Here is a 21,564-nt window from a genome sequence, read left to right on the forward strand (position 1 = left end):
TTGAAAGATAAAAAACGGCATATTGATCAGAAGCCCGGTGCTTACTATCCCGAACCTGAGGTTTCGGCTGGCACTGCATGGCGTAGGATGAAAGATATGCTGGATAATGAATTGCCTCTCACGGAACCCGCTGCCCCCAGTGCAAACAGTTGGCTGAGCTATCTAAAAGTCATTCTGCCGGGAACAGTAATCCTTGGCGCGATTACCCTTTTTCTTTTGTCGGGGTCAGAAAAGAAAGACACAGGGTTAAAATCAGCAGTTCCACACCTGGGTGTCCTTTCACCGCTTAACGAAGCAATAAAAAAAGGTAATCCTGCGGAGCAGGCCTCCGGTAACAGGGCTGAGTCCCCGGAGTTTCCGGAAAAGAACCAACTGCCTGACATCCGCGCTGCTCTTCCTCCTGCCCGTTTGAAAAAGGCAGCCAGAGTTCCTGATGCGTCCGTGGAGCTATCCGCTTCCAGGCCCGCAAACAAATCGGAAGCTGTAAAAGAGTCTGGCCGGAATTCCTCTGATTCTGAATTTTCGCAAAGCACCGGAGAAAGCAGTAGCAAGGGTGAGAGGAACGATCGCACAGGAAACAGACAGTTTATGAACAAAAAAATCACTTCCCTGCTTCCTGCAGGAGCTTTCGACAGGACGGATATTTCAGCATCCCTTCAAAAGGGTGCAAATTTAGGAAGGGAACATTCGTATATACAAAATACCCCCGAAGCACTGGAACTGGCCGGGAATGGGCCTTTTTTCCGGAATAGATTAAAAGATCAGTTCGAAGCCATCCCAATTTCCGGAAGCAGCCCAAAAGCCATATTTTCCCCGAACGCAGTACGCTCCGAAAATAAGCTGAACCGTATTTTTAATAGCAGGAAACTCCTGAAACAGCTTCATGCAGGGGTACAGCTTACTCCTTCCCTTCCCTTAAACGGTTACAACAGATATTTTACCGGAACGGATGGATCCAAATCATTTTACACCCCGTTCATACCCGGAATTTGGGTAAGCAGGGAATTGAAAAACGGCAGTGAAGTACTGGTAAAGTTCAGTCCGTACAACCAGCATTTTGGCAACGATATACAACTGGCGTCTTTCAGGATCACCAAGCCGGACACTGCGGTAATAAATACCAATCTTTCGAAGATCATTGGAATGAGCGCGGGACTGCAGTACAACTATCAGATCGCCGGCAACTGGTCTGTTGGGATCGGAGCCAATATGGCCTGGCAAAGAAAAGCACTCCTGAATACCCTGACCACCAACGACAGCTCTGCCATTGTTACAAATGCTCTTTACGGCATCAACAAAAATGCAACAGACTGGAAATACCTCAGGTCCATATTGATTACCGGCAACACGGAAGTACTGTATTCCTGGCGGAATATTGCCCTGGGTGCGGGAATGATAATCCCTGTCAGCAGCGTCACAACAGGTCAAAAGAAAAGACCCGTGAACGGACAACTGTTATTGCGGTGGAGGATCCGGTGACAAACCGGGACATTGGTTCCAAGTAAAAGAGCCCGCTGGAAAATTTCCAGCGGGCTCCTTTACTTTAACAAAAAATATTATGCTTCTGCAACTGCCTCAACAGCAGGAGCTGCAACAGGTTCGATATGAACGTAAGAACGATTCGCACGGGTTTTACGGAAAACCACATTACCATCTACCAAAGCAAACAAGGTATGGTCACGGCCAATACCTACGTTATTACCCGGATTGTGTTTTGTTCCACGCTGACGAACGATGATACTTCCGGCTTTTGCCAGCTGACCACCAAATAATTTTACTCCAAGACGCTTACTTTCCGAATCACGTCCGTTTTTCGAGCTACCTACACCTTTCTTATGTGCCATGATATCTTAACTTTTAATGTAATGATCTGAATGAGATTAAGCTACGATTTCGTCAATGCTGATCCTTGTCAGATACTGACGGTGACCATTTTTAACTCTGTAACCTTTACGTCTTTTCTTTTTGAAGACGATCACTTTTTCACCTTTAAGGTGCTCTAAAACGGTTACTTTTACAGAAGCACCAGCTACTGTCGGTACTCCTACCTGTACCGTGCCTCCGTTGTCAACGAGAAGGACTTTGTCAAATACAAGTGCAGCGTTCACGTCACCTTCAAGCCTGTGCGTGAAGACTTCGCGACCCTTTTCAACTTTAAATTGCTGACCTGCGATTTCTACGATTGCGTACATTTTAATGAATTATGGATATATTATTCGAAAATGAGGTGCAAAGCTATTAATTTACTTGCAGATGTACAAGTACTTATCTGTTTTATTTATGAAGAAGAAACCCTAACAACCAATTAATTATTGATCAGGTCATCGTTAAAGTATGGCAACTTATTACCTTTATAACGGATATCTGAAAGGGCAACCTCCGGTTCAATTGAAGAATTAACAAACCTTAACAATACAAACGGTTACCTTTATGATAATTAACGTCCTGACGATAAAATGACTTATCCAGACAAAAAAATGAAAATCTATCTGTGGCTTTCAATTCTTTTTATCTCTACCGGCTTGACGGTTACGGATCATTCAGGCTCGTCCGGGATTTTAGGCGATCAGATCACACCAGGTTATCAGATCGGAGACGCGGTATCAAACTTTAGCCTTAAAAGCACAAAAGGCGGTAATGTTTCACTGAACGATTTTCTTTCAGCCAAAGGTCTTATCGTTGTTTTTACCAGCAACCATTGCCCTTTTTCCAAGGCCTATGAGGACCGCCTGCTTGGATTAAGTAATAAATTTGAATCACAGGGTTTCCGGGTTATAGCGATCAACCCAAGCGATCCGGGTATACATCAGGACGATTCTTTTGAAAAGATGAAGGAGCGCGCCAATACCAAAGCTTTTAATTTCACTTATCTCGCCGACGACAATCAGCAAGTGGCAAAGGCTTTCGGGGCGGCTCGCACACCGCAGGCTTTTGTTTTGCAAAAAAACGGAACGAAATTTATTCTCAGATATACCGGTATGATTGACGATAACCCCCAGGACCCGCAAGGTGTTAAGAAATTCTACGTCGATGAAGCGGTGGGTAACCTGCTGGAAGGGAAACCTGTGGTAACAACGGTCACCAAACCCATGGGATGTCCTATTAAATGGAAGAACTAAGTACTTACGCTCAATAATAATCTCAGATTCATGAAAAATTTCCTGTCCATTGTTTCTCTGCTCATGCTGTATGTCCCTATTGTATCAGGGCAGAGTAAGAACTTTACGGCAGAAGGCGAATTTACCAGTAATTGCGAAGGGCCTGCAGTTGATGCTGAGGGTAATGTGTATGCAGTTAATTTCGCCAGGGACGGTACAATTGCACAGGTATCTAAAAAAGGCAGAACCAGCTTTTTTGTTACACTTCCCAAAGGCAGTACAGGCAACGGCATTAGGTTTGGCGACAAAAACACATTTTACGTCGCAGATTTTACGGGTCATAATGTGCTGAAAGTAGACCTGGTTACAAAAGATATCAGTGTTTTTGCTAATGAGCCTAAAATGAACCAACCAAATGACCTGGCAATTACCAGGAGCGGCCATATCTTCTGTTCGGACCCCAACTGGAAAGAGAGTACCGGGCAGATCTGGCACGTTGGACCGGATGGTAAAACCAGCCTCGCTATCACCGGCCTGGGAACTACGAACGGAATAGAAGTAAGTCCCGACGAAAAAACATTGTATGTAAACGAAAGCGTGCAGAGAAATGTATGGGCTTTTGATCTGGCTCCGGATGGCAAGCTCAACAACAAGCGCCTGCTGCATCAGTTCGAGGATGGCGGCATGGACGGTATGCGTTGTGATATTCACGGAAATCTGTACATAGCAAGGCACGGAAAGGGTGAAGTGGCCGTACTATCGCCTCAGGGAAAGATAACCCATACCTATAAAACGATTGGAAAAAAAGTATCCAATATATGTTTTGGAGGAAAAAATGGCAAAACCGTATACATCACGCTTCAGGATCGTGGCTGCCTGGAAACGTTCAAAGTAAAAACCCCAGGCAGAGAATGGGCTATGATGAAAGCTTTTTCCGCAAAAAAATAATTCCGTGCCATCCAAACATTAAGTCCAACTAGATGAGCCAGCTTTATGAAAATAGGGTTGGTTTTATTTTGATATTTTTATTTACTTTGCAAAACAAAGTACTTTAACAATTCACTTATGAAGCCAAATTATCTTGTTCGCTATTTACAAAATAATCAGAAGGTAGCTTTGCTCGCGTTTGTATCTGCAGCAGCTGTTGCATTATTAATTTTCAGATTTATGCTAACGGGCATTCCTGATTTCATTTTTCTCACCTGGAATCTGTTTCTGGCGTGGGTGCCTTTATTCCTTATCAAATGGGTGTGGGAACAGGACAAATCCAACCGTTTACCTTTATGGCTGCTGACCGTATATCTGTCGGTCTGGCTGCTGTTCTTTCCTAACGCTCCCTATATCATCACGGACTTAAAGCACCTGAAAGCAGTGCCGGAAAATATGTTGTGGTATGACGCCATCATGATTTTCACCTTTGCCGTTGCGGGCTTTTTAACCGGGCTTTATTCCATCCGCATTGTTTTCCGTATTTTGACCTCCCGGTGGAGTCACCTGCTGGCTTGGACATCCATTACCTCGGCAATGGTACTGAGCGGCTTCGGGATATTCCTGGGACGCTACGGACGCTGGAACAGCTGGGATGTAGTGACCCAGCCCAGGGCACTTTTACATGGGATCATTCACAGTATCCAGGATCCTTTTGCAATTAAACACACACTTACCTTTTCGTTCGTGCTGATGTTGTTGTACTTTGCGTTCCATATTTTCGCAGAATTAAAACGCCATGAGTCGTCCCATAAATATTGGTAAAGCCCTGCGGAGTTTCCGTTATGCCGGAGCCGGATTGTACGCCCTGTTTCGTCATGAGAACAATGCACGCATTCATCTCATAGCAGCCCTACTGACGGTCGCGGCAGGCATTTTCTTTAATATATCCTCAACCGAGTGGGTTCTGGTGGTAATCCTGATCGGGCTTGTCTGGTCAGCGGAGGCAATCAATACCTCGCTTGAAAAGCTGGCGGACGTAGTTTCACCCGAATATCACCCCGCCATAAAAACAGTAAAAGATCTGGCAGCAGCTGGTGTGCTCATACTTGCAATAACGGCCGTCGTGGGCGGAGCTATCATTTTTATCCCCAAAGTATGCTTACAATTTAATTTTTAAAAACTCAGGAAACTTCATAATGGCAATTGATTTACAATCTTATTAATCATTTATGTCTTCACAACAGGAATCCTTACATACCCTGAGCGAGATCCGCGATCTCATGGAGCGTTCATCCAAATTCCTATCTCTGAGTGGCCTTAGCGGTGTTTTTGCTGGTATTTTCGCACTGGCAGGAGCGGGAATCGCTTACCTTCACTTCAAGACCAACTGGCTTACTGAGATTCTGATCCCCCTGGGGGCTTATCCCAAAACCTCCCGGAGAGAGATCATTTCCTTTCTGATGGTGGACGGCCTGCTGGTACTCATTCTGTCATTAGCCGTTGGTATTTTATTTACGGTCCGAAAAGCCAGACGCCGCGGACTTTCGGTTTGGAACGGGACCTCCAAAAGATTACTGCTGGCCATGCTCATTCCACTGGCAACCGGCGGGATATTTTGCTTGGCAATGCTCTACTATGGTTTCATCTGGCTTGTTTTTCCAGCCACTTTGCTATTCTATGGCCTGGCCCTGGTCAACGCCAGCAGGTTCACCTACCCCGAAGTTTTTTATCTGGGAATCTCTGAAATCGCGATTGGCTGCATCTCCCTTTTCCTAACCGGTTATTCCATTTTCTTCTGGGCTGCCGGTTTCGGTCTGCTACATATCCTTTACGGACTCACCATGCACAACAAATACGACCGTAAAAAGGGCTTGCCGTCTGGGCTTAAGACACCGCTTAAGATGTTGCTTCTGGGAATTGCGATATCGCTTACAACAAAAACAGCTTCGGCCCAGGTAAATCCGGATAGCCTGAAAAGCAAAGTTACCCGGTTATATGAAAAGGAAACGATTTATATGCTGGGCAGCAATACCTATGTCAAAAACAATATGCTGTATCGCGGGCAAAAAGCCCTGAGAAGTGAGTTTATGATTTCTCCCGGAGGTATGGATTTATACCTGAGGTCCCGGAGGAGTAAAAATATTTCTCTTGTAATATCCGTCGCAGGCTCAGCAGGCTCTGTCATTTCATTGATCAGCGGAGACCGTAATGCTTTGCGGAAATTCTTTTGGGTATCTCTGGGGACAGGTGTTGTATCGTCTGTACTCGGTATCCGTGCAAATAATTTAAGAGATCAGGCAGTTTGGCTTAGGAACCGGGATGCAATGGCTTTTAAAGAAGCCTATCAGTAATTCCCGCCTGAATTTATAACTTGCACCACATAATGGAATGGTTAGAAAAATTTAATAAGGTATTCGAAAGTAAAATAAGGCTGGGGCTGATGTCCGTTCTGGTGGTGAATGATGCTATGAGTTTTAATGAACTTAAAGAGCTCCTTCAGCTAACCGACGGAAATCTTGCATCTCATCTGAAGGCACTCGAGGAGACTGAATATATAGAAGTACAAAAACAATTTTTGGGGCGCAAACCACTCACTACCTACAAAGCTACCGAAACAGGCCATAAGGCATTCAGCGACCACCTGCATGTGCTTGAGAAGATGATCAGGCAAAATATGTGATTGCCCGGGGCAAAAAAAACGGGTAACGAAAGAAATCTCCCGCTACCCGCCTTCAAAAAAACCAGTGCATCAGAATTTGGTTGGCACCGAAAATCCTTCCTTGTCCCACTGAAAATCCAGTGAATTATCCTTTACAGTGAAAGTCATTTTCTCTGCCGAAGATGTATATTTTTTAGCAGGCACCGTTACCTTCAAAACATCCTTGCTTTTATTTTTTTCATAATCATAAGCACCAGACTGCCCCAGAACGCTGTTCAGAATAATAGACCATTCTTTCTCTCCCGGAATGGTGAACAGACTGTATGTACCCGCTTTCACACTTTTTCCAGCAAACTGTCCGTCTTTTTTAAAGGTGATTTCGGTGGAGGCATTCGCGCCGGTTCTCCATATTTTCCCATATTTTTCAAGGCTCTGAGACCCCTCAGGTCCAAATAAAACACGGTCTCTTTTGGATGGTTGCCCATAAGCAATGCTGATGTTTTTCCCATCGGTAGTTACCCTAGGGCTTTGAGAACATGCCCAGCTGAAAGCTGCCAGTGTTAGTAATAATGTCAAAAAAGAGGTTTTCATAGAAAGAATTTAATGAATTGGTTGGGTGAAATTTAACTTAAAATCCAACGAAATAAGAGATAGAAAAGTTGTAAATCAAGTCCGTTAGTTCAAATTTTGTACTTTTGGCTCCATACCTGAGATCACTTAACCCGAGTATCAGCTTGATTTTTTTTGATACAAAAATAGAATTCCTGAAAGGTGTAGGGCCGCAGAAAGCCGCTTTGCTTAACCAGGAGTTAAGTATATTCACTTTCGCAGATCTGCTTCAGCACTATCCCTTCCGGCACGAGGACCGTACCACTTTCCACAGGATATCAGGGCTGAATGAAGAGCTTGCGGCAGCACAGATTAAGGGGAGGCTCAGGGAATGGACCATCGTTGGCGAAGGAGGGAAAAAACGGCTTGTAGCTTACTTTACGGACGGCACCGGTATCCTGGAACTTGTGTGGTTCCAGAGTATATCCTGGTTTGAAAAAAACCTGAGGCCCAACTCAGAGTATATCGTGTACGGCAAACCGGTCTTTTTTGGAGGACGCTGGAGTATCACTCATCCCGAAATTGACCTTTTGACCAACGAAAATGAGGCAGGTGGTTATTGGCAGCCTATTTATCCACTTACAGAAAAACTTCGCAGGAAATTTATTGACAGTAAGGCCCTGGGTAAAATGATCCGCAGCCTGCTTGAAATTGCCCGGCCGCAGATCAGGGAAACACTGCCGGCGAATCTGGTTCAAAAATACCGGCTGATCTCTAAAATGGATGCCCTCTGGCATTTCCATATCCCTCAGAACGCGGCTTGGCTGCATCAGGCACAGCGCCGGTTGAAATTTGAAGAATTATTTTATAACCAGTTCAGGCTTATTAAAAACAAGCTTTTGCATAAAACCGAATTTCCGGGTATGGTATTCGGCAAAACTGCACTGGTGAAGGAATTTTATGACAATCATTTGCCCTTCCAACTGACAGGGGCGCAAGCAAGGGTTTTACGCGAAATCCATGCAGATCTGAAAACGGGCAGGCAAATGAACCGGCTGCTGCAAGGTGATGTGGGCTCGGGTAAAACAATTGTTGCCTTTATCACCATGCTTTTCGCGCTTGATAATGACGCCCAGGCCTGCCTGATGGCTCCCACAGAAATCCTTGCCGACCAGCATTTCCAGGGTCTCAAAAAGTTTGCCGAGCTGCTTGGTATTAATATAGGGAAGCTGACCGGTTCAACCAAAAAGAGAGAACGGGAGGGTATTCATGAACAGCTGCGCAATGGGGACATGCAGATTATCGTGGGCACTCACGCACTTATCGAAGACGTAGTGCAGTTCAACAATCTGGGATTGTGCATTATTGACGAGCAGCACCGGTTTGGAGTAGCGCAACGAGCCAAACTCTGGGCCAAAAATCCACGCATCAGCCCGCATATGCTGGTGATGACAGCCACACCTATCCCGCGTACCCTGGCCATGACGTTATACGGCGATCTGGATATCTCTGCCATTGACGAACTTCCTGCAGGAAGAAAACCGATCAAAACCTTACATCGTTATGACGCGCACCGGGCCTCTGTTTTTGGTTTCCTGAAAGAAGAAATTGCCAAAGGGCGCCAGATATACATGGTATATCCTCTGATTGAGGAATCAGAAAAAATGGACCTGAAGGATCTTATGGATGGTTTTGAAAGTGTATCCAGATCTTTCCCCGGCGTCCCGCTCAGTATCCTGCACGGTAAAATGAAAGCGCAGGACAAAGACTATGAAATGGGGCGTTTTGTGAGAAACGAAACCAAAATCATGGTTGCAACCACGGTTATTGAGGTGGGTGTAAATGTACCGAACGCGTCGGTGATGGTCATTGAAAATGCGGAGAGATTTGGCCTGTCCCAGCTACATCAGCTGCGCGGAAGGGTTGGGCGCGGCGCAGAACAATCGTACTGTATACTGATGACGAGTTTTAAAATCAGCAAGGATACGCGCCTCCGGATTGAAACTATGTGCAGGACAAATGATGGCTTTGAAATCTCGGAGGTAGATCTCCAGCTTCGCGGACCGGGTGACCTTTCGGGAACACAGCAAAGCGGCCTGACAGACCTGCTGGTTGCCAACCTTGCCCAGGACACTGAAATATTAAAAGCAGCGCGATCGTCGGCAGAGGAAATCCTCGATACCGACCCGAACCTGCTTCAGCCTGTTAACGCTCCCATACGCAGCCATCTGGAAAACCTGAGAAAAGAGGAAACAAACTGGAGCAGGATAAGTTGATAGACTAAGGCTTAATTTCCCTTATTTCTCCTTTGAATTCAAATGTCTGAGGCCTGGTCACATGCAACGCGGCTCCCAAGGATGTGGCGTAAGGGAGATCTGTTCCGTAAACTTTATGATTTGGGAAATTACGTGCAATTAAACGTGTAAAGATCTCGCTCCTGGCAAAACCTCCATCTATGTAAATGGATTGGACGTCGTCGATACCTACAAGCTGAAGGGATACCTTTAACAAATCCGTAAGTCCTTTGAGCAAATGATGATAGGCCGACTCTGCCGACGCAAACGCACTGACCTGCCATTCCTGAGGACTTGGCTCGGGAAAAGGGCCGTTTCCGGTCATACAAGCAGGATAAAACGGTGGGGTATCGGCCTTTAGAATTTCAGGATCAAAAGATACCTTTTTGTAAAAATCAGGCGCAACTCTGAAATACTCGGCAATACGCGCCGTCTGATAGTCGTGCTCGCGCCCCAGGAATAACCGCGAAGCAGTAACACCGCTTCCCTCGGGTGTGAGGTAATTCATACAATCCCTCTCCAGCTGATAGGAAGTTAATGGCTTGGCAGAGAAAGAATTGAAATTAATACACCACGTTCCTGTAGACAATAGTACAAAGGGTTTCTTGACAGCCATACGGTAAGGTACCAAAGCAGAGGAACTGTCGTGCAAACCAAAACCAGATTGAATACCTTTGTCCTCGTGCCGGTAAATAAATGAAGAAGAAGCCAGAACCGGCGCCAGCTTTTTATGGATCCCTTCGGCTTTTACCCATTCGTGATAATCCCACATTTCAAAACTCCAGAGTGCCGTGTGGCAGCCCAGTGAGGTGTAATCACTGACCTTTCTTCCTGTAAGCAAAAACAAAATATATTGCGGCAAGTGCAGCGTGGTGGCTATGTGGGCGTAAACCTCTGGGCGGGTGTACTTTAGCCAATACATCTGCATGCCCGAATTAAGCATCCCCATAGACGGTGAGCCAGTTTGCAACGACAACCGCGTAGGATCACCATAGGTACTGTAAAATTGGGTTAAAAGCTCTGCAGGAAAAGGTTTCAGATAAGAGTAGAGCGGGGTTAATGGCTTGTTGGAGGCGTCCAGATGAACCAGACTAGCTCCATAAGCTGCTACGTTTACCGCCTTAATGTCGTATTTTGGATTGTTCAGCAAATCAGCCCAACGGTTCTTTACCCAGTTGGTGAGCAGTTCAATATCTTCTGTGGGAAAACCATCCTCGTCCGTAGTTTCAGGAAGCGACTCGGAAAACTCTTCTATTATTTCGTAGTTTTCATCAAAGAGAACATACTTTTTATTGGTCCGGCCAATATCAAAAACCGCTGTTACTTTCATTATTTATGTACGCTATTCACCTTTTAATCCCAAAATATATTTTTCGGTTAATATAGTGACTTTACTTTACAACCGGCACCCTTATGGTCAATTTTTACTAATTATTACTCTATTTTGATCCAACAACGCACTTATGCCTGATCAAGGACAGGCTTAATCACTTTAATCCAGCGGCGGTATCCCTCTTCGTTCATGTGCAGGCTATCTTTGAGAAAAATACTTCCGTCGGGTCGTCCATCTTTCAGCATCACGGGCCACACATCAATGTACTCATGTTTCTTATCGGTTCTGATAAAATCCCGGATGAGTTTATTCGCTTTTAGTGTTTCATCTTTCCGGTTCCAGCGCGAAGGCGATGGTTTCAGCGAAATACCGTAAATCTTTGCCTGGGGCTCATTTTCATGAATCATTTTAGTCAGGGTAACGTAAGCATCCCTCACTTGTTCAGGTGTTTTTGTTTTTTTACCGAACATATCGTTTTCACAATAAATCACCACTACTCTTGGCTTATATTTAAATATCGTCCGATCTGCATAATGAATAACCTCCGGAAGTGTTGACCCGCCAAAACCACGGTTGATAATCGGCAGCGGAGCCAGGTCCTGCGCAGCGCTCTGCCATTTAGTAAAGGATGAACTTCCGGTAAAAACGATACCTCCCGGTGCCGGCATTTTTTCCGCATCCTGTTTTTCAAAAACTTTAATAGCTGCTTCAAAGCGATCAACAGCATAGTCAGGTTCCCAGGGAGCGTCCAACAAGGTATAATTGGGTTTATGGCAACCCAAGAAGGCAATGAAGGCCAGGAAATAGATATATCTTTTCATCACAAAAAATTGGATATACCTATAAGAAGGCATATCCGCGAGGTTTTTAATGTTGAACAGGGAATTATATTCATCGCTTAACTTCAGTAAATGACCTCATTTACATTTATCCTGGATTTACAGATCACAAAAAAAGAGACGACAACGTGCCGTCTCTAAGTATTACCTATACCAAATTTAACCTAACTAACTATCTTGATCGCGGTACGGGTAGGATTAGAAAACACCTATCCAGCTACCGTTCTGATAATATTGTAAAAGTCTTTGCTGCATCAGAAATGCATATTTTGACTTGATGGCGTTCGCCTGCGCTTTCGCCAGGTTCGCCTTCGCCAGTGCGTATTCGAAAATATTGGCTGTTCCTGCGTTCAGTTTGCTTTCAACGAAAGTGAAACTTGCCGAGAGTGATTCCTCCTGCCCCCTGGCCGAGGCATACTGGTCCCGGGTTGCGTTAAGATCAAGCACGGCTTGTTCGATAGATTGCCTTAAAACCTGCCTGGAAACATCCAGCTGATTTTGTGCCAGTCTTTCCTGTACTTTTGCAGCTTCAACGCGCGGCCGGGTAATCCAGCGGCCCATAATGGGTATGGTAAGGCTCAGGTTCATAGATCCGTTCCTGGTAGCGTTGAGCTGGTTAAAGTAATCCAGAGAATTGTTGGTTGAGGCGTAAAAGGCGCCGATGCCAGCTCCCAGGCTCAGTGACGGATAATTGAGTGCCTTGATGGATTTCACCTGATAGGCAAAACTTTGCCTGTACAGCTCAGCGCTTTTCAGCTCAGGAAAAGTTTTTTGAGCGTTATCGTACAGTTCTCCTGCTGCCATAGTGCTCAATTCGTTCTCCAGCGGCAACAGCGCTTCAAATTCTACCTGATCGTCCGGAGCGAGATTCATGCGCTGAAAAAGGGCCAGTCTGGCGGTGCGGTAGCTGTTCAGAGCCGTTACCTCATCAAACTTGTCATTGGCAAGCTGGGCTTTGATCTCAAACAAAACATTATTGCCCACAACCCCAGCGCTCACCTGTTTCTGAACCCTGTCCACCTGTTGAACGGACGACTCAACCTGCTGCCTGGCTGATTCCAGAAGCGCTTTGGTTGCCAGTACATTCACATACCCCTGCATGAGCAATACGGTCTGCGCATTCAGCACGGCGGTCCGGTTTTCCAATGCCGACTCCTTGAGCAAAACATTCTGCCGAATCTGATTCTGTAATTTCCCGCCCTGATATACAGGTAGGTTAAAACCCGTATTCACACTGCTGTAATTGTAGACCTGATCTATATACGCATTGGTATACTGATCAATACTTCTTCCGAGGTTGATACTGTTGTTGGAGCTGATATTGATCTGAGGTAACATCTGGGACCTCACTTGCCTCAGATTAGCCTCCGCCGACTCCGCTTGTAAACTCCCCTGCTTGTATAAGAGGTTATTCTTCGATAAAAGCTCTACACATTCCCGCAGACTGATTGTTTTTTGTGCCACTACCGAAGCAGGAAGCAGAAAAAAGAATAATAATATTTGTTTCATGACCAATAGATTAAAAAAAGACAGGTGCAGTACTCAGGCCATCCAGCCATCTTTAAGCCTTACTACCCTATGCCCGAACGCGGCGTTCGATTCTGAATGTGTTACCTGAACAATTGTTACTTTATCCTCCTGATTGAGTTTCTGAAAAAGTTCCATAATTTCAACAGCCTGTTCCGAATGCAGATTTCCCGTGGGTTCATCAGCAAATATTACTTTGGGGTTATGTACAATTGCCCTGGCCACTCCCACAAGCTGCTGCTGCCCGCCGGAAAGCTGATGCGGAAAAAGGTCTTTTTTCGCAACCATGTTAAAACGGTCGAGGAGCTCGGCTACTCTGCTTTTACGTTCCGAAGACGAGGTACCTTTATATAACAGCGGCGTTTCAATGTTCTCGTATACTGTCAGCTCATCAATGAGGTGATATGCCTGAAATACAAATCCGATATGATGGCGGTGTAATTCTGTCCGTTTTTTCTCGGATAACTTCTGAACCGGCTCATCCAGAAACAGGTACTCTCCTTCTGAGGGTTCTTCAAGCAACCCGAGAATATGCAAAAGTGTAGACTTCCCGGACCCCGAAGGCCCCATGATGGATACAAATTCACCCTCTTTGATATTAAGGTCAATGTGGCGTAATACGTAGGTTTTCCCAAAACCCGCCGGATAATACTTTGAAATTTTGTCTAGTTTGATCATACAATTTGGTATTGAGTTACAGAACACAAGGATAATCACTATTGATCTGGTTTCTGTATCTTCTTCGGATGTTTGTTTTAAAAAGCCTTGCCACAATCACATTTTATTGATATTCAAATAGTTAATATTTAAATATTCAGCGATGACCGTCCGAATTCGCACAAAAGTGTACGGTTCCGAACGTAGGACAGGCCGTTGCATCCGGATGGCCGGGCACAGATACCTCTTTTAAACGTGGAAAAATGCAGATCTGGTTTGCGTAAATTCAGCACATCATCCTAAATCACGGATATACCTATAAAAAACCAGACATTTATAATAAATAGCAGTATTTATGCCCGCATCCGAACATAATCTGAATGTTAAGATGTTACCTTAGTAAATAAAAGGAAACAACAGCATTTGAAAACCGTATCACAACAGGACCCTTACGCGGCACTCCGTTACTCCGACTTCCGTTTTTTTATCTCCAATACCTTTTTGTTTTCAGCCACCATCCTCATCCAGGAGGTGATCGTTGCCTATGAGTTGTATAAAATGACACACGATCCCCTGGCCTTGGGGCTCATCGGTCTGGCAGAGGTAGTACCTTTTATCATCACGTCATTATTCGGAGGGTATGTGGCCGACCAGAAAAACAAAATTACGATTATGCACATCAGCCTGGTGGTCATTATCTTAGGCTCTGTGATTTTGTATACCGTTTTCCAGCCGGGTATTTATAACGCAATGACACGTGGCGAGCACCTGGCAGCCATTTATGCAGTCTTTGCACTCATCGGTTTTGCCAAAGGTTTCTACTCTCCCGCTTCCAGTTCGCTCAAACCTTTTCTGGTACCTCGTACCATTTACCACAATTCCTCCACCTGGAGCAGCTCATTCTGGCAGGCAGGTTCTATTACCGGTCCGGCCATTGCAGGTTTTCTGTATGCGTACATCGGGCTGACACACACATTATTGCTGGTAATAACCAGTTTCATAGTATGCTGGATATTATTAGGAATGATTAAAACCCGGCCCGAATTCCCAAAAATTACCACGCCCATCCTGGAAAGCCTCAAAGAAGGTTTCCGTTTTGTGTTCAGGACCCGGATTGTGCTTTACGCGATATCTCTTGATTTATTCTCGGTACTCTTTGGCGGAGTGGTGGCTATTCTTCCCGTTTTTGCAGAAGATATTTTAAAGGTGGGCCCCGAGGGCCTGGGTGTTTTACGAGCGGCTCCCTCGGTAGGGTCTTTACTGACCATGTTCCTGATGGCCTACTTCCCTCCTACTCACAACGCCTGGCGCAACATGCTGCTTGCGGTGGCTGGCTTTGGGCTTTTTACAGTCATTTTTGCGATATCTACCAATTTTCTTTTATCCTGTGCCGCACTTTTCGCTACCGGCGCATTTGACAGTGTCAGTGTAATTGTCCGCCAGACCATACTCCAGATATACCCTCCGGATGAGATGCGCGGGCGCGTTGCGGCCGTAAATGGCATGTTTGTAAGCTCATCCAATGAGCTCGGTGCGTTTGAGTCCGGTGTAATGGCCAAAGCATTTGGTACAGTACCTTCCGTAATGGTGGGTGGTGTAGTGACAATGGCTGTGGTAACCTGGATCTATTTAAGGTCTAAAGACTTGTTTTCGGTCAGGTTGAGCTGACGTGACACACCATTTGCCAATAATGTAAGAAAAACTAAATATTTGGTTATTTTTGTTATTATCCATCAAGAGACCATCAGGTAAATGATTTCAACGAAAAAAGAATCATCCCCTCATAACAGGCTGAACGACGTTCAGATAAGCTTATTACGTCTTTTTGATCAAAATATAAGCGAACAGGAAACCTTGGAAGTACGGAAATTACTGATGGATTATTTTGACCGTGCATTGCAGGAAGAACTCAAGGAAGTCTCAAAACAAAAAAAATATTCTGAACAGGATTATTATAAAATGCTGTCCGACGATAAGTTTGTCATTGAGTGATGCGGGTGGTCATTGATACAAATTGCCTGAGAGCCTCCATACCGCCCAAGAGTCCTTTCTATCAGCTTTATCTTGATTTTAGATCCGGAAAATTTGACTGGTATGTAAGCACTGAAATATTACTGGAATACGACGAAATACTGTCCCACACCTACTCTTACAGAACTTCACAGTTTATCCTTCATCAACTTGCCGTTGCACCAAATGTAGTATTTGCCGAACCGGCTTATAAATGGAATTTGATCATCGGCGATCCGGACGACAATAAATTTTCGGATTTGGCGATCAGTTGCAATGCGGATTATTTAGTCAGCAACGATACTGATTTTGATATATTTCAAACAATAGACTTCCCTAGGCTAACTGTTGTCACCCTCCCGAACTTTTCTTAAAATTTCACATGCAGGTGAATAATCTTACAAAATGTTGCAGAATTTAATCATTCCTTGCAGATTTGGTTTCTGGTACCATCAGCGGACGGAATGATCTCAGCCACTAAAAGAAGAATTCACAGCAATCAATATCGTTTGACATGCCTCACATTGGCACTGCTTTTGTCAGGTAATACATCCATTAAGGCTCAGCAAAAAAATAGCCGTGTTCCCGAAATTGAGCGGGCTTTAATCGCAAGAGGGTTAGTAAATATTCAAGAAAGAGATCCTACAATTCTGGTTGAGCTGAAATATTCAACTACGGATAATTTTGTAAAAAAGGATGTGTATGGTGATTTATCCAACGCATACCTCCAGCCCGAAATGGCAAGTCGCCTGGCCAATGCCAGCGCCCGCCTCAGAAAAAGCCATCCGGGTTACAGGCTTCTGGTGTATGACGCAGCACGTCCTAATTCGGTCCAGTATATCTTGTGGGACGCGCTGGATGCCCTGAAGATTCCGGAAAGCAAAAAGCCCATGTACGTGGCCGATCCCCAAAAGGGCTCCAACCATAACTTCGGCTGCGCTGTGGATCTGACCATTGCCGATGAAAACGGCCACCCCTTGGATATGGGTACCAGGTATGACTTTTTCGGCCCCCTGGCTTATCCCCGGGCAGAAGCAGAAATGCTTCGCCAGGGAAAGCTGAGTGTTAAACAGCTGGAGAACCGAAAAATCCTTCGAAAAGTGATGACCGAGGCCGGTTTCAGTACTAACACCACGGAATGGTGGCATTTCGACGGCATGTCAAAAAAACAAGCACGTGAAAAGTTTGGTATGATCAGGTGATCTCTTACTCCCGTTTCACGGTGCTACCTCCTGATACCTCTTTTTGTACCAGCGGATCACCTTTGTAACGAAGGCTGCTGGCCCCACTGACATCCACATCCAGCAGTTTGGTAACCCACACCCTCGCGTCGCTGGCGCCTGACAGGTTCAGCTCCGACTCTTCAACGGGGTAATCCAGGCTATTCAGCCGGGAAGCGCCGGAAAGTTCGCCATCCAGGTATCTTCCCTCTCCTGACAGATAAAGATCGGAAGCCCCCGAGACATCTATGTCTATGGATTTTGCAGTACCGTCGAATTCCAGTTTTGACGCGCCTGTTAATCTGATTTTAAGTTCATTAAGATTTTCAAAATCTTCGATATCCGACTTCACTGCACCGGAAAAATCAACTGCGTAAAGATCGGGCATGGTGATATCTATATCCATTCTCCGGCGATCGCTGAACCAGGTATCCTTGTAGCGCACCACCAGCTCATGATTCTGAACAAAAATATCCAAATCATCCAGATCCTTTTGCTCGCCTGTGGCAGATACCGAAAATTCTGAACCATAATTTACATGCACCCGGTAGGCACTTCCCATTTCCAAACGATCAAAATCCCTGAAGTCGAAAGTGCGGGTGCTGGTACTTCTCGGAGGTACGCCATCGGAATCAACATAGACACAGGACTGGAGACTTGAAATTAAAAGTGCTCCGGCAATCAGATTAGAAAATAACGTTTTCATAGCTAATAAATGTTGTTAGACTCTTACGTCCCTTCTTCGGGATCGCTTTTCTCCCAGACAACCCAGATTAAAAATCCCCCTATGAAAAAAAATATTTTTCTTCATAGGGGGCTATGCGGTTAAGGTTGTCATGGATAAAAACCATTAAGACCGTGACGGCAACCGCTTTTGTGCAACCGGCTATCATATTCGAGCGCGATTTTATACTTTTGCAAAAAAAACAAAAGCATAAGAGCGTGCACGCCACCGATCCGGAAATAGTTCAGGCAATAAGACGAGGCGACGAACCAGCTTTTGAGCGGGTTTTCCGCACTTATTACGAACGTTTATGCCATTATGCCGGGTCGTTATTGAAAGACGAGGATGAAGCTGAAGAGGTAGTACAAACTGTTTTCCTTACGATATGGGAAAAACGCGAAGATCTTGAAATTACGCTGTCTCTCAAATCCTACCTTTACCGGGCGGTTCACAATCACTGTCTCAATCGTTTCAAACATACCTCGGTACGGGAAGCACACCGTGAATATACCCATCATTTTGTACCGCAATCCTACGAGTCGGTTACCGAAGCCATATATGCGGATGAATTGCAGCAAAGGATAGAAAGTGCGGTAAGTGAATTACCGGAACAATGCCAGCTGGCCTTCAGAATGAGCAGGTTTGAGGAATTGAAGTACCAGGAAATTGCGGATCAGCTTGGTATTTCCATCAAGACAGTTGAAAACCAGATTGGTAAAGCGCTCAGGATTCTCAGAACCGCACTGGCCGATTACCTGCCGTCCCTCTTAGCACTGATTTATTTTTTTGTTGAACAGCTAATTCTTCTGATACCATGAAAACACCTCATGAAAATATATCGGACGAGTTGCTGGCAAGGTACCTGGGGCAAACTGCTTCCGAAAGTGAAATAAATCTGGTAACAACCTGGCTAAAGGAATCACCACAAAACCAGGCCGAATTGGAGGGTTACAGGATCATCTGGGAAAGTTCTGCCGCCAAAACATCTGCAACCAGGAAAATAGATACCGACGCTGCCTGGAATAAAATTCATTCCAAAATGAAGTATGTGCCCAACAGTCTGGAGATATCCGTTACGGAGATCCCGGTTACCGCATATCCTTCGTGGACCAGAAATTTCCGCAGCATAGGGATAGCCGCTGCGGTTTCATTGCTGGCAATCGCATGTGGATGGTATTTTATACAAATCACCAAATCCCCGGAAATGGTCCTGGTTTCGACCCAAAACGCAACCCAGGAAACCGTTTTACCGGATGGTACCAAAATATTCCTGAATTACAATTCATCAGTTTCTTATCCCGAAGGGCTCACCGGTGACAGCCGTGCCGTGACACTGAAGGGAGAAGCTTTTTTTGATGTAAAACCGGATGCCTCACGGCCATTTTTAATAGAAGCCAACGGCACTACCGTCCGGGTACTAGGCACTTCCTTTAATGTGAAAGCGTATGCAGATAAACCCGTCCGTGTGGATGTGGCCACCGGGAAAGTTGGGGTAAGTAAAAACGGGCATAAAATAGAACTGACCAAAGGAGAAAGTGCGCAGGTAAGCAACGATACCATCCAAAGCCTGCGGGCCAACAGTAACCTCTTCGGTTACCGCACACAGGTTTATGACTTTAATGCTGTTAATCTTGCAGAGGTGGTCAGCTCCATCCGGGAAGGATACCATGCCGACGTCCGGCTTGCCAAATCCAGCTTATCGGAATGCCGCCTAACCATCCGTTTTGAGAAGGAACCGCTGGACGCTACCCTTGCGGTGATTGCGGAAACGCTCGATTTAGAACTCAGAAAAGAAGGCAACACGTATTGGCTGGAAGGAAACGGCTGCAAATAACAGCAGACGTTCTGGTAAATATCTCCTGCAAATCCACTTATCCGATCACAAACTTTGGGAAAAAGCTATACACTTCTTTGTCTGACGCTGCTGGGATTTTTTATACTTACTTTTCAGAAAGCCCGCGGCCAGCAGTTGATTGAAAAAAGGATTTCAATCAGCATAAACAACGAACCTCTGGACAAGGTTTTACAAAAAATAGCGGAGCTGGGGGGATTTAGTTTTTCTTACAGTCCGGATGCGATTGATATCAGCAAAAGGGTTTCCATTCAGGCCAGCAATGAAAGTATCCGCGAAATCCTGACCGAAATTTTCAAAGGGAAAGTTATTTTCAAAGAAAGACGCCGCTATATCATTCTGCAGAAAAACAGTGTTCAGGAAGAGGAAGCAAAGCCCGAAAACTTTCAGCTCAACGGCTACATCATCAATAAAAAAACGGGTGAAAGGTTACCCAATGCCAGTATTTTTGAATCTGTAACGCTGGCTTCTGCCATCAGCAATGAATACGGATATTACAAAATAAGGCTCCCGGCAGCCCCTTCATCCATCCGCCTGGAAGTTCGAAAGGAAGATTTTATCGGTATATCTTTCCCGGTCACCAACCGCAAGGATACTTACCTGCCCATTGCTCTTTTACCCGACACGCTGAGACCTATCCCTGGAACATCTCCCAAAATTATCCGGCGGACAGACTCCTTGCACCATAAAGTGGCGGTACCACAGTACCAGGCGCCTTTTTACACAGTTACCGAAAATGATACTACCTATTTAAGTCAGTACAACAGGATACGCCAAACTTATAAAAAAGTGCAGAATGAATTCATTAACGCATTTGCTTCTGCCAAACAAACCATACACACCCGAAATATAGACGATACGCTATACCGCACTTTTCAGGCTTCCCTGCTGCCGCTCATTGGGACCAATCATCAGCTCAGCGGAAATGTAATCAACGATTATTCCATTAATCTCATTGCAGGATATTCTCTTGGCGTTAACCGAATGGAAGTGGGCAGTTTGATCAACGTGGTCAGAGGCAACGTAAGAGGTTTCCAGCTGGCCGGCGTCAGTAACATGGTGGGCAACAATGTTTACGGTTTTCAGTATGCCAATTTCCTGAACCTCACCCTGGGCACAGTACACGGTTTCCAGGGAAGCAATTTTATTAATTATGCCGGTAGAAATCTGAAAGGTTTTCAGGTAGCTGGTGCAGGCAATGTGGTGGTGGGGTATCTGGAGGGGTATCAGCTGTCGGCTGGCTACAATTATGCGCATACGGTAAGAAGCGGCCATCAGATCGGAGCAGTCAACTTTGCGGATTCTTCTGCCACGGTACCTTTCGGTTTTTTCAGTTTTGTGAAGCGCAATGGCTATCGCCGATATGAAGTCTCTACCGACGAGTTTAATTATTTCAATACCTCTTTCAAAACCGGTATGACCAGGTTTTACAATATCTTCACTGTAGGCTTCAATGCACTGGCCGCGAGAAAGCCGCTGGCAACAATCGGGTATGGCTTTGGCACGGGGCAGCCGCTTGGAAAAGGCTGGGCGGCCAATGCCGACCTCACCGCGAACGCCGTGTTTATCAAAAACCAAAGGTTGGACGAAATCCCTGCCGGGCTGGTCAGGCTCAGCATTGGTATTGAACGAAAACTGGGCAAAACCGTGGCATTTTTTGCAGGGCCTTCCGTCAATATTTTTATCAGCGATCATGCAGGGCTGATTGACAAAGAAGGGATAGCCATCAAACCAACCCCGCTGGATACCCAGCCGGGTGCCGCCGAAACCAATTATGGATGGATTGGGTTTGTGGCAGCTGTTAGGTTTTGCAACCGCTGACAAAATCAGGAGCCGAAAGAAAAGGAAGGGATTTCTTTAAAATCCCTTGCC

The 21,564-nt window shown here is 45.4% G+C and carries 23 protein-coding genes; 15 read left to right on the forward strand and 8 right to left on the reverse strand.

The features are described 5' to 3' along the window. Complete coding sequence (locus KOE27_RS16425) at positions 1 to 1,479, forward strand: hypothetical protein (RefSeq protein ID WP_215239932.1); 1,479 nt, start codon at positions 1 to 3, stop codon at positions 1,477 to 1,479. A 77-nt stretch (positions 1,480 to 1,556) separates the two neighbouring features. Here KOE27_RS16425 and rpmA read toward each other — a convergent pair whose 3' ends face one another. Both rpmA and rplU read right to left on the reverse strand, forming a co-directional pair. Continuing rightward, complete coding sequence (gene rpmA / locus KOE27_RS16430) at positions 1,557 to 1,844, reverse strand: 50S ribosomal protein L27 (protein WP_215239933.1); 288 nt, start codon at positions 1,842 to 1,844, stop codon at positions 1,557 to 1,559. Positions 1,845 to 1,880: 36 nt separating this feature from the next. Further along, positions 1,881 to 2,192 carry a 50S ribosomal protein L21 gene (gene rplU / locus KOE27_RS16435; RefSeq protein ID WP_215239934.1) on the reverse strand — a complete coding sequence of 104 codons (312 nt, stop codon included), beginning with the start codon at positions 2,190 to 2,192 and terminating at the stop codon, positions 1,881 to 1,883. 285 nt (positions 2,193 to 2,477) lie between these two features. On the opposite strand from rplU, the gene KOE27_RS16440 reads away from it, so the two are divergent. The 6 genes from KOE27_RS16440 (at position 2,478) to KOE27_RS16465 (ending at position 6,708) form a co-directional block, all read left to right on the forward strand. Further along, entirely contained in the window at positions 2,478 to 3,119 is a 642-nt protein-coding gene (locus tag KOE27_RS16440; RefSeq protein WP_215239935.1) for a thioredoxin family protein, read from the forward strand. A 30-nt stretch (positions 3,120 to 3,149) separates the two neighbouring features. Then, a complete protein-coding gene (locus KOE27_RS16445) occupies positions 3,150 to 4,046 on the forward strand; it encodes an SMP-30/gluconolactonase/LRE family protein (RefSeq protein ID WP_215239936.1) in 897 nt (298 codons plus the stop codon). A 117-nt stretch (positions 4,047 to 4,163) separates the two neighbouring features. Next, positions 4,164 to 4,850, forward strand: a complete 687-nt coding sequence (locus tag KOE27_RS16450; RefSeq protein ID WP_215239937.1) for a DUF1361 domain-containing protein — start codon at positions 4,164 to 4,166, stop codon at positions 4,848 to 4,850. Beyond that, positions 4,825 to 5,205 (forward strand): diacylglycerol kinase family protein, encoded by a 381-nt coding sequence (locus KOE27_RS16455; protein ID WP_215239938.1) that lies wholly within the window; start codon positions 4,825 to 4,827, stop codon positions 5,203 to 5,205. The genes KOE27_RS16450 and KOE27_RS16455 overlap by 26 nt, the downstream gene beginning before the upstream one ends. Positions 5,206 to 5,257: 52 nt before the next feature. Further along, positions 5,258 to 6,379 carry a hypothetical protein gene (locus KOE27_RS29965; RefSeq protein ID WP_215239939.1) on the forward strand — a complete coding sequence of 374 codons (1,122 nt, stop codon included), beginning with the start codon at positions 5,258 to 5,260 and terminating at the stop codon, positions 6,377 to 6,379. A 32-nt stretch (positions 6,380 to 6,411) separates the two neighbouring features. Beyond that, positions 6,412 to 6,708 carry a winged helix-turn-helix domain-containing protein gene (locus KOE27_RS16465; RefSeq protein ID WP_215239940.1) on the forward strand — a complete coding sequence of 99 codons (297 nt, stop codon included), beginning with the start codon at positions 6,412 to 6,414 and terminating at the stop codon, positions 6,706 to 6,708. A 69-nt stretch (positions 6,709 to 6,777) separates the two neighbouring features. Here the strand turns inward: KOE27_RS16465 and KOE27_RS16470 are convergent, their stop codons facing one another. Continuing rightward, a complete protein-coding gene (locus KOE27_RS16470) occupies positions 6,778 to 7,278 on the reverse strand; it encodes a DUF2911 domain-containing protein (protein WP_215239941.1) in 501 nt (166 codons plus the stop codon). A gap of 143 nt (positions 7,279 to 7,421) precedes the next feature. Here KOE27_RS16470 and recG point away from each other — a divergent pair, with 143 nt between their 5' ends. After that, positions 7,422 to 9,512, forward strand: coding sequence for an ATP-dependent DNA helicase RecG (recG, locus tag KOE27_RS16475; RefSeq protein ID WP_229252798.1), 2,091 nt, complete (start codon positions 7,422 to 7,424; stop codon positions 9,510 to 9,512). Positions 9,513 to 9,516: 4 nt separating this feature from the next. On the opposite strand, the gene KOE27_RS16480 is transcribed toward recG, so the two are convergent. From KOE27_RS16480 to KOE27_RS16495, 4 genes are all read right to left on the reverse strand, one after another. Next, complete coding sequence (locus KOE27_RS16480) at positions 9,517 to 10,860, reverse strand: FGGY-family carbohydrate kinase (RefSeq protein WP_215239942.1); 1,344 nt, start codon at positions 10,858 to 10,860, stop codon at positions 9,517 to 9,519. Between the two features lie 131 nt (positions 10,861 to 10,991). Next, positions 10,992 to 11,684, reverse strand: coding sequence for a GDSL-type esterase/lipase family protein (locus KOE27_RS16485; protein WP_215239943.1), 693 nt, complete (start codon positions 11,682 to 11,684; stop codon positions 10,992 to 10,994). Positions 11,685 to 11,900: 216 nt separating this feature from the next. Beyond that, positions 11,901 to 13,211: a TolC family protein gene (locus tag KOE27_RS16490; protein WP_215239944.1), complete on the reverse strand. Its 1,311-nt coding sequence runs from the start codon at positions 13,209 to 13,211 to the stop codon at positions 11,901 to 11,903. A gap of 33 nt (positions 13,212 to 13,244) precedes the next feature. Next, positions 13,245 to 13,907: an ABC transporter ATP-binding protein gene (locus KOE27_RS16495; protein WP_215239945.1), complete on the reverse strand. Its 663-nt coding sequence runs from the start codon at positions 13,905 to 13,907 to the stop codon at positions 13,245 to 13,247. A gap of 402 nt (positions 13,908 to 14,309) precedes the next feature. Between KOE27_RS16495 and KOE27_RS16500 the strand changes: the two genes are divergently transcribed. From KOE27_RS16500 to KOE27_RS16515, 4 genes are all read left to right on the forward strand, one after another. Then, positions 14,310 to 15,554 (forward strand): MFS transporter, encoded by a 1,245-nt coding sequence (locus KOE27_RS16500; RefSeq protein ID WP_215239946.1) that lies wholly within the window; start codon positions 14,310 to 14,312, stop codon positions 15,552 to 15,554. 84 nt (positions 15,555 to 15,638) lie between these two features. Further along, the gene (locus KOE27_RS16505) at positions 15,639 to 15,878 is read left to right on the forward strand and encodes a hypothetical protein (protein ID WP_215239947.1); all 240 of its coding nucleotides are present in this window, start codon (positions 15,639 to 15,641) and stop codon (positions 15,876 to 15,878) included. Further along, positions 15,878 to 16,270: a putative toxin-antitoxin system toxin component, PIN family gene (locus tag KOE27_RS16510; RefSeq protein ID WP_215239948.1), complete on the forward strand. Its 393-nt coding sequence runs from the start codon at positions 15,878 to 15,880 to the stop codon at positions 16,268 to 16,270. Before KOE27_RS16505 ends, KOE27_RS16510 begins: the two co-directional genes overlap by 1 nt. A gap of 90 nt (positions 16,271 to 16,360) precedes the next feature. Then, on the forward strand, positions 16,361 to 17,098 hold the full coding sequence (locus tag KOE27_RS16515; RefSeq protein ID WP_215239949.1) for a M15 family metallopeptidase: 738 nt from the start codon (positions 16,361 to 16,363) through the stop codon (positions 17,096 to 17,098). A gap of 4 nt (positions 17,099 to 17,102) precedes the next feature. Here the strand turns inward: KOE27_RS16515 and KOE27_RS16520 are convergent, their stop codons facing one another. Then, entirely contained in the window at positions 17,103 to 17,822 is a 720-nt protein-coding gene (locus KOE27_RS16520; RefSeq protein ID WP_215239950.1) for a head GIN domain-containing protein, read from the reverse strand. Between the two features lie 236 nt (positions 17,823 to 18,058). Here KOE27_RS16520 and KOE27_RS16525 point away from each other — a divergent pair, with 236 nt between their 5' ends. Genes KOE27_RS16525 through KOE27_RS16535 form a run of 3 tightly spaced genes read left to right on the forward strand, consistent with a single transcriptional unit; the run spans position 18,059 to position 21,513 of the window. Further along, entirely contained in the window at positions 18,059 to 18,658 is a 600-nt protein-coding gene (locus KOE27_RS16525) for an RNA polymerase sigma-70 factor (protein WP_406566870.1), read from the forward strand. Continuing rightward, positions 18,655 to 19,674, forward strand: a complete 1,020-nt coding sequence (locus KOE27_RS16530; RefSeq protein WP_215239952.1) for a FecR family protein — start codon at positions 18,655 to 18,657, stop codon at positions 19,672 to 19,674. Before KOE27_RS16525 ends, KOE27_RS16530 begins: the two co-directional genes overlap by 4 nt. A 54-nt stretch (positions 19,675 to 19,728) precedes the next feature. Beyond that, positions 19,729 to 21,513: an STN and carboxypeptidase regulatory-like domain-containing protein gene (locus KOE27_RS16535; protein ID WP_229252799.1), complete on the forward strand. Its 1,785-nt coding sequence runs from the start codon at positions 19,729 to 19,731 to the stop codon at positions 21,511 to 21,513. Positions 21,514 to 21,564 lie beyond the last annotated feature (51 nt).

Origin of the sequence: Dyadobacter sp. CECT 9275 (genome assembly GCF_907164905.1) — a bacterium.
Lineage (GTDB): Bacteria > Bacteroidota > Bacteroidia > Cytophagales > Spirosomataceae > Dyadobacter > Dyadobacter helix.

Bases quoted from the DNA above. Each gene is read 5' to 3' on its own strand.
- rpmA (WP_215239933.1), bottom strand. From the start codon at position 1,844: ATGGCACATAAGAAAGGTGTAGGTAGCTCGAAAAACGGACGTGATTCG.
- rplU (WP_215239934.1), bottom strand. From the start codon at position 2,192: ATGTACGCAATCGTAGAAATCGCAGGTCAGCAATTTAAAGTTGAAAAG.
- KOE27_RS16440 (WP_215239935.1), top strand. From the start codon at position 2,478: ATGAAAATCTATCTGTGGCTTTCAATTCTTTTTATCTCTACCGGCTTG.
- KOE27_RS16445 (WP_215239936.1), top strand. From the start codon at position 3,150: ATGAAAAATTTCCTGTCCATTGTTTCTCTGCTCATGCTGTATGTCCCT.
- KOE27_RS16450 (WP_215239937.1), top strand. From the start codon at position 4,164: ATGAAGCCAAATTATCTTGTTCGCTATTTACAAAATAATCAGAAGGTA.
- KOE27_RS16455 (WP_215239938.1), top strand. From the start codon at position 4,825: ATGAGTCGTCCCATAAATATTGGTAAAGCCCTGCGGAGTTTCCGTTAT.
- KOE27_RS29965 (WP_215239939.1), top strand. From the start codon at position 5,258: ATGTCTTCACAACAGGAATCCTTACATACCCTGAGCGAGATCCGCGAT.
- KOE27_RS16465 (WP_215239940.1), top strand. From the start codon at position 6,412: ATGGAATGGTTAGAAAAATTTAATAAGGTATTCGAAAGTAAAATAAGG.
- KOE27_RS16470 (WP_215239941.1), bottom strand. From the start codon at position 7,278: ATGAAAACCTCTTTTTTGACATTATTACTAACACTGGCAGCTTTCAGC.
- KOE27_RS16480 (WP_215239942.1), bottom strand. From the start codon at position 10,860: ATGAAAGTAACAGCGGTTTTTGATATTGGCCGGACCAATAAAAAGTAT.
- KOE27_RS16485 (WP_215239943.1), bottom strand. From the start codon at position 11,684: ATGAAAAGATATATCTATTTCCTGGCCTTCATTGCCTTCTTGGGTTGC.
- KOE27_RS16490 (WP_215239944.1), bottom strand. From the start codon at position 13,211: ATGAAACAAATATTATTATTCTTTTTTCTGCTTCCTGCTTCGGTAGTG.
- KOE27_RS16495 (WP_215239945.1), bottom strand. From the start codon at position 13,907: ATGATCAAACTAGACAAAATTTCAAAGTATTATCCGGCGGGTTTTGGG.
- KOE27_RS16505 (WP_215239947.1), top strand. From the start codon at position 15,639: ATGATTTCAACGAAAAAAGAATCATCCCCTCATAACAGGCTGAACGAC.
- KOE27_RS16510 (WP_215239948.1), top strand. From the start codon at position 15,878: ATGCGGGTGGTCATTGATACAAATTGCCTGAGAGCCTCCATACCGCCC.
- KOE27_RS16515 (WP_215239949.1), top strand. From the start codon at position 16,361: ATGATCTCAGCCACTAAAAGAAGAATTCACAGCAATCAATATCGTTTG.
- KOE27_RS16520 (WP_215239950.1), bottom strand. From the start codon at position 17,822: ATGAAAACGTTATTTTCTAATCTGATTGCCGGAGCACTTTTAATTTCA.
- KOE27_RS16530 (WP_215239952.1), top strand. From the start codon at position 18,655: ATGAAAACACCTCATGAAAATATATCGGACGAGTTGCTGGCAAGGTAC.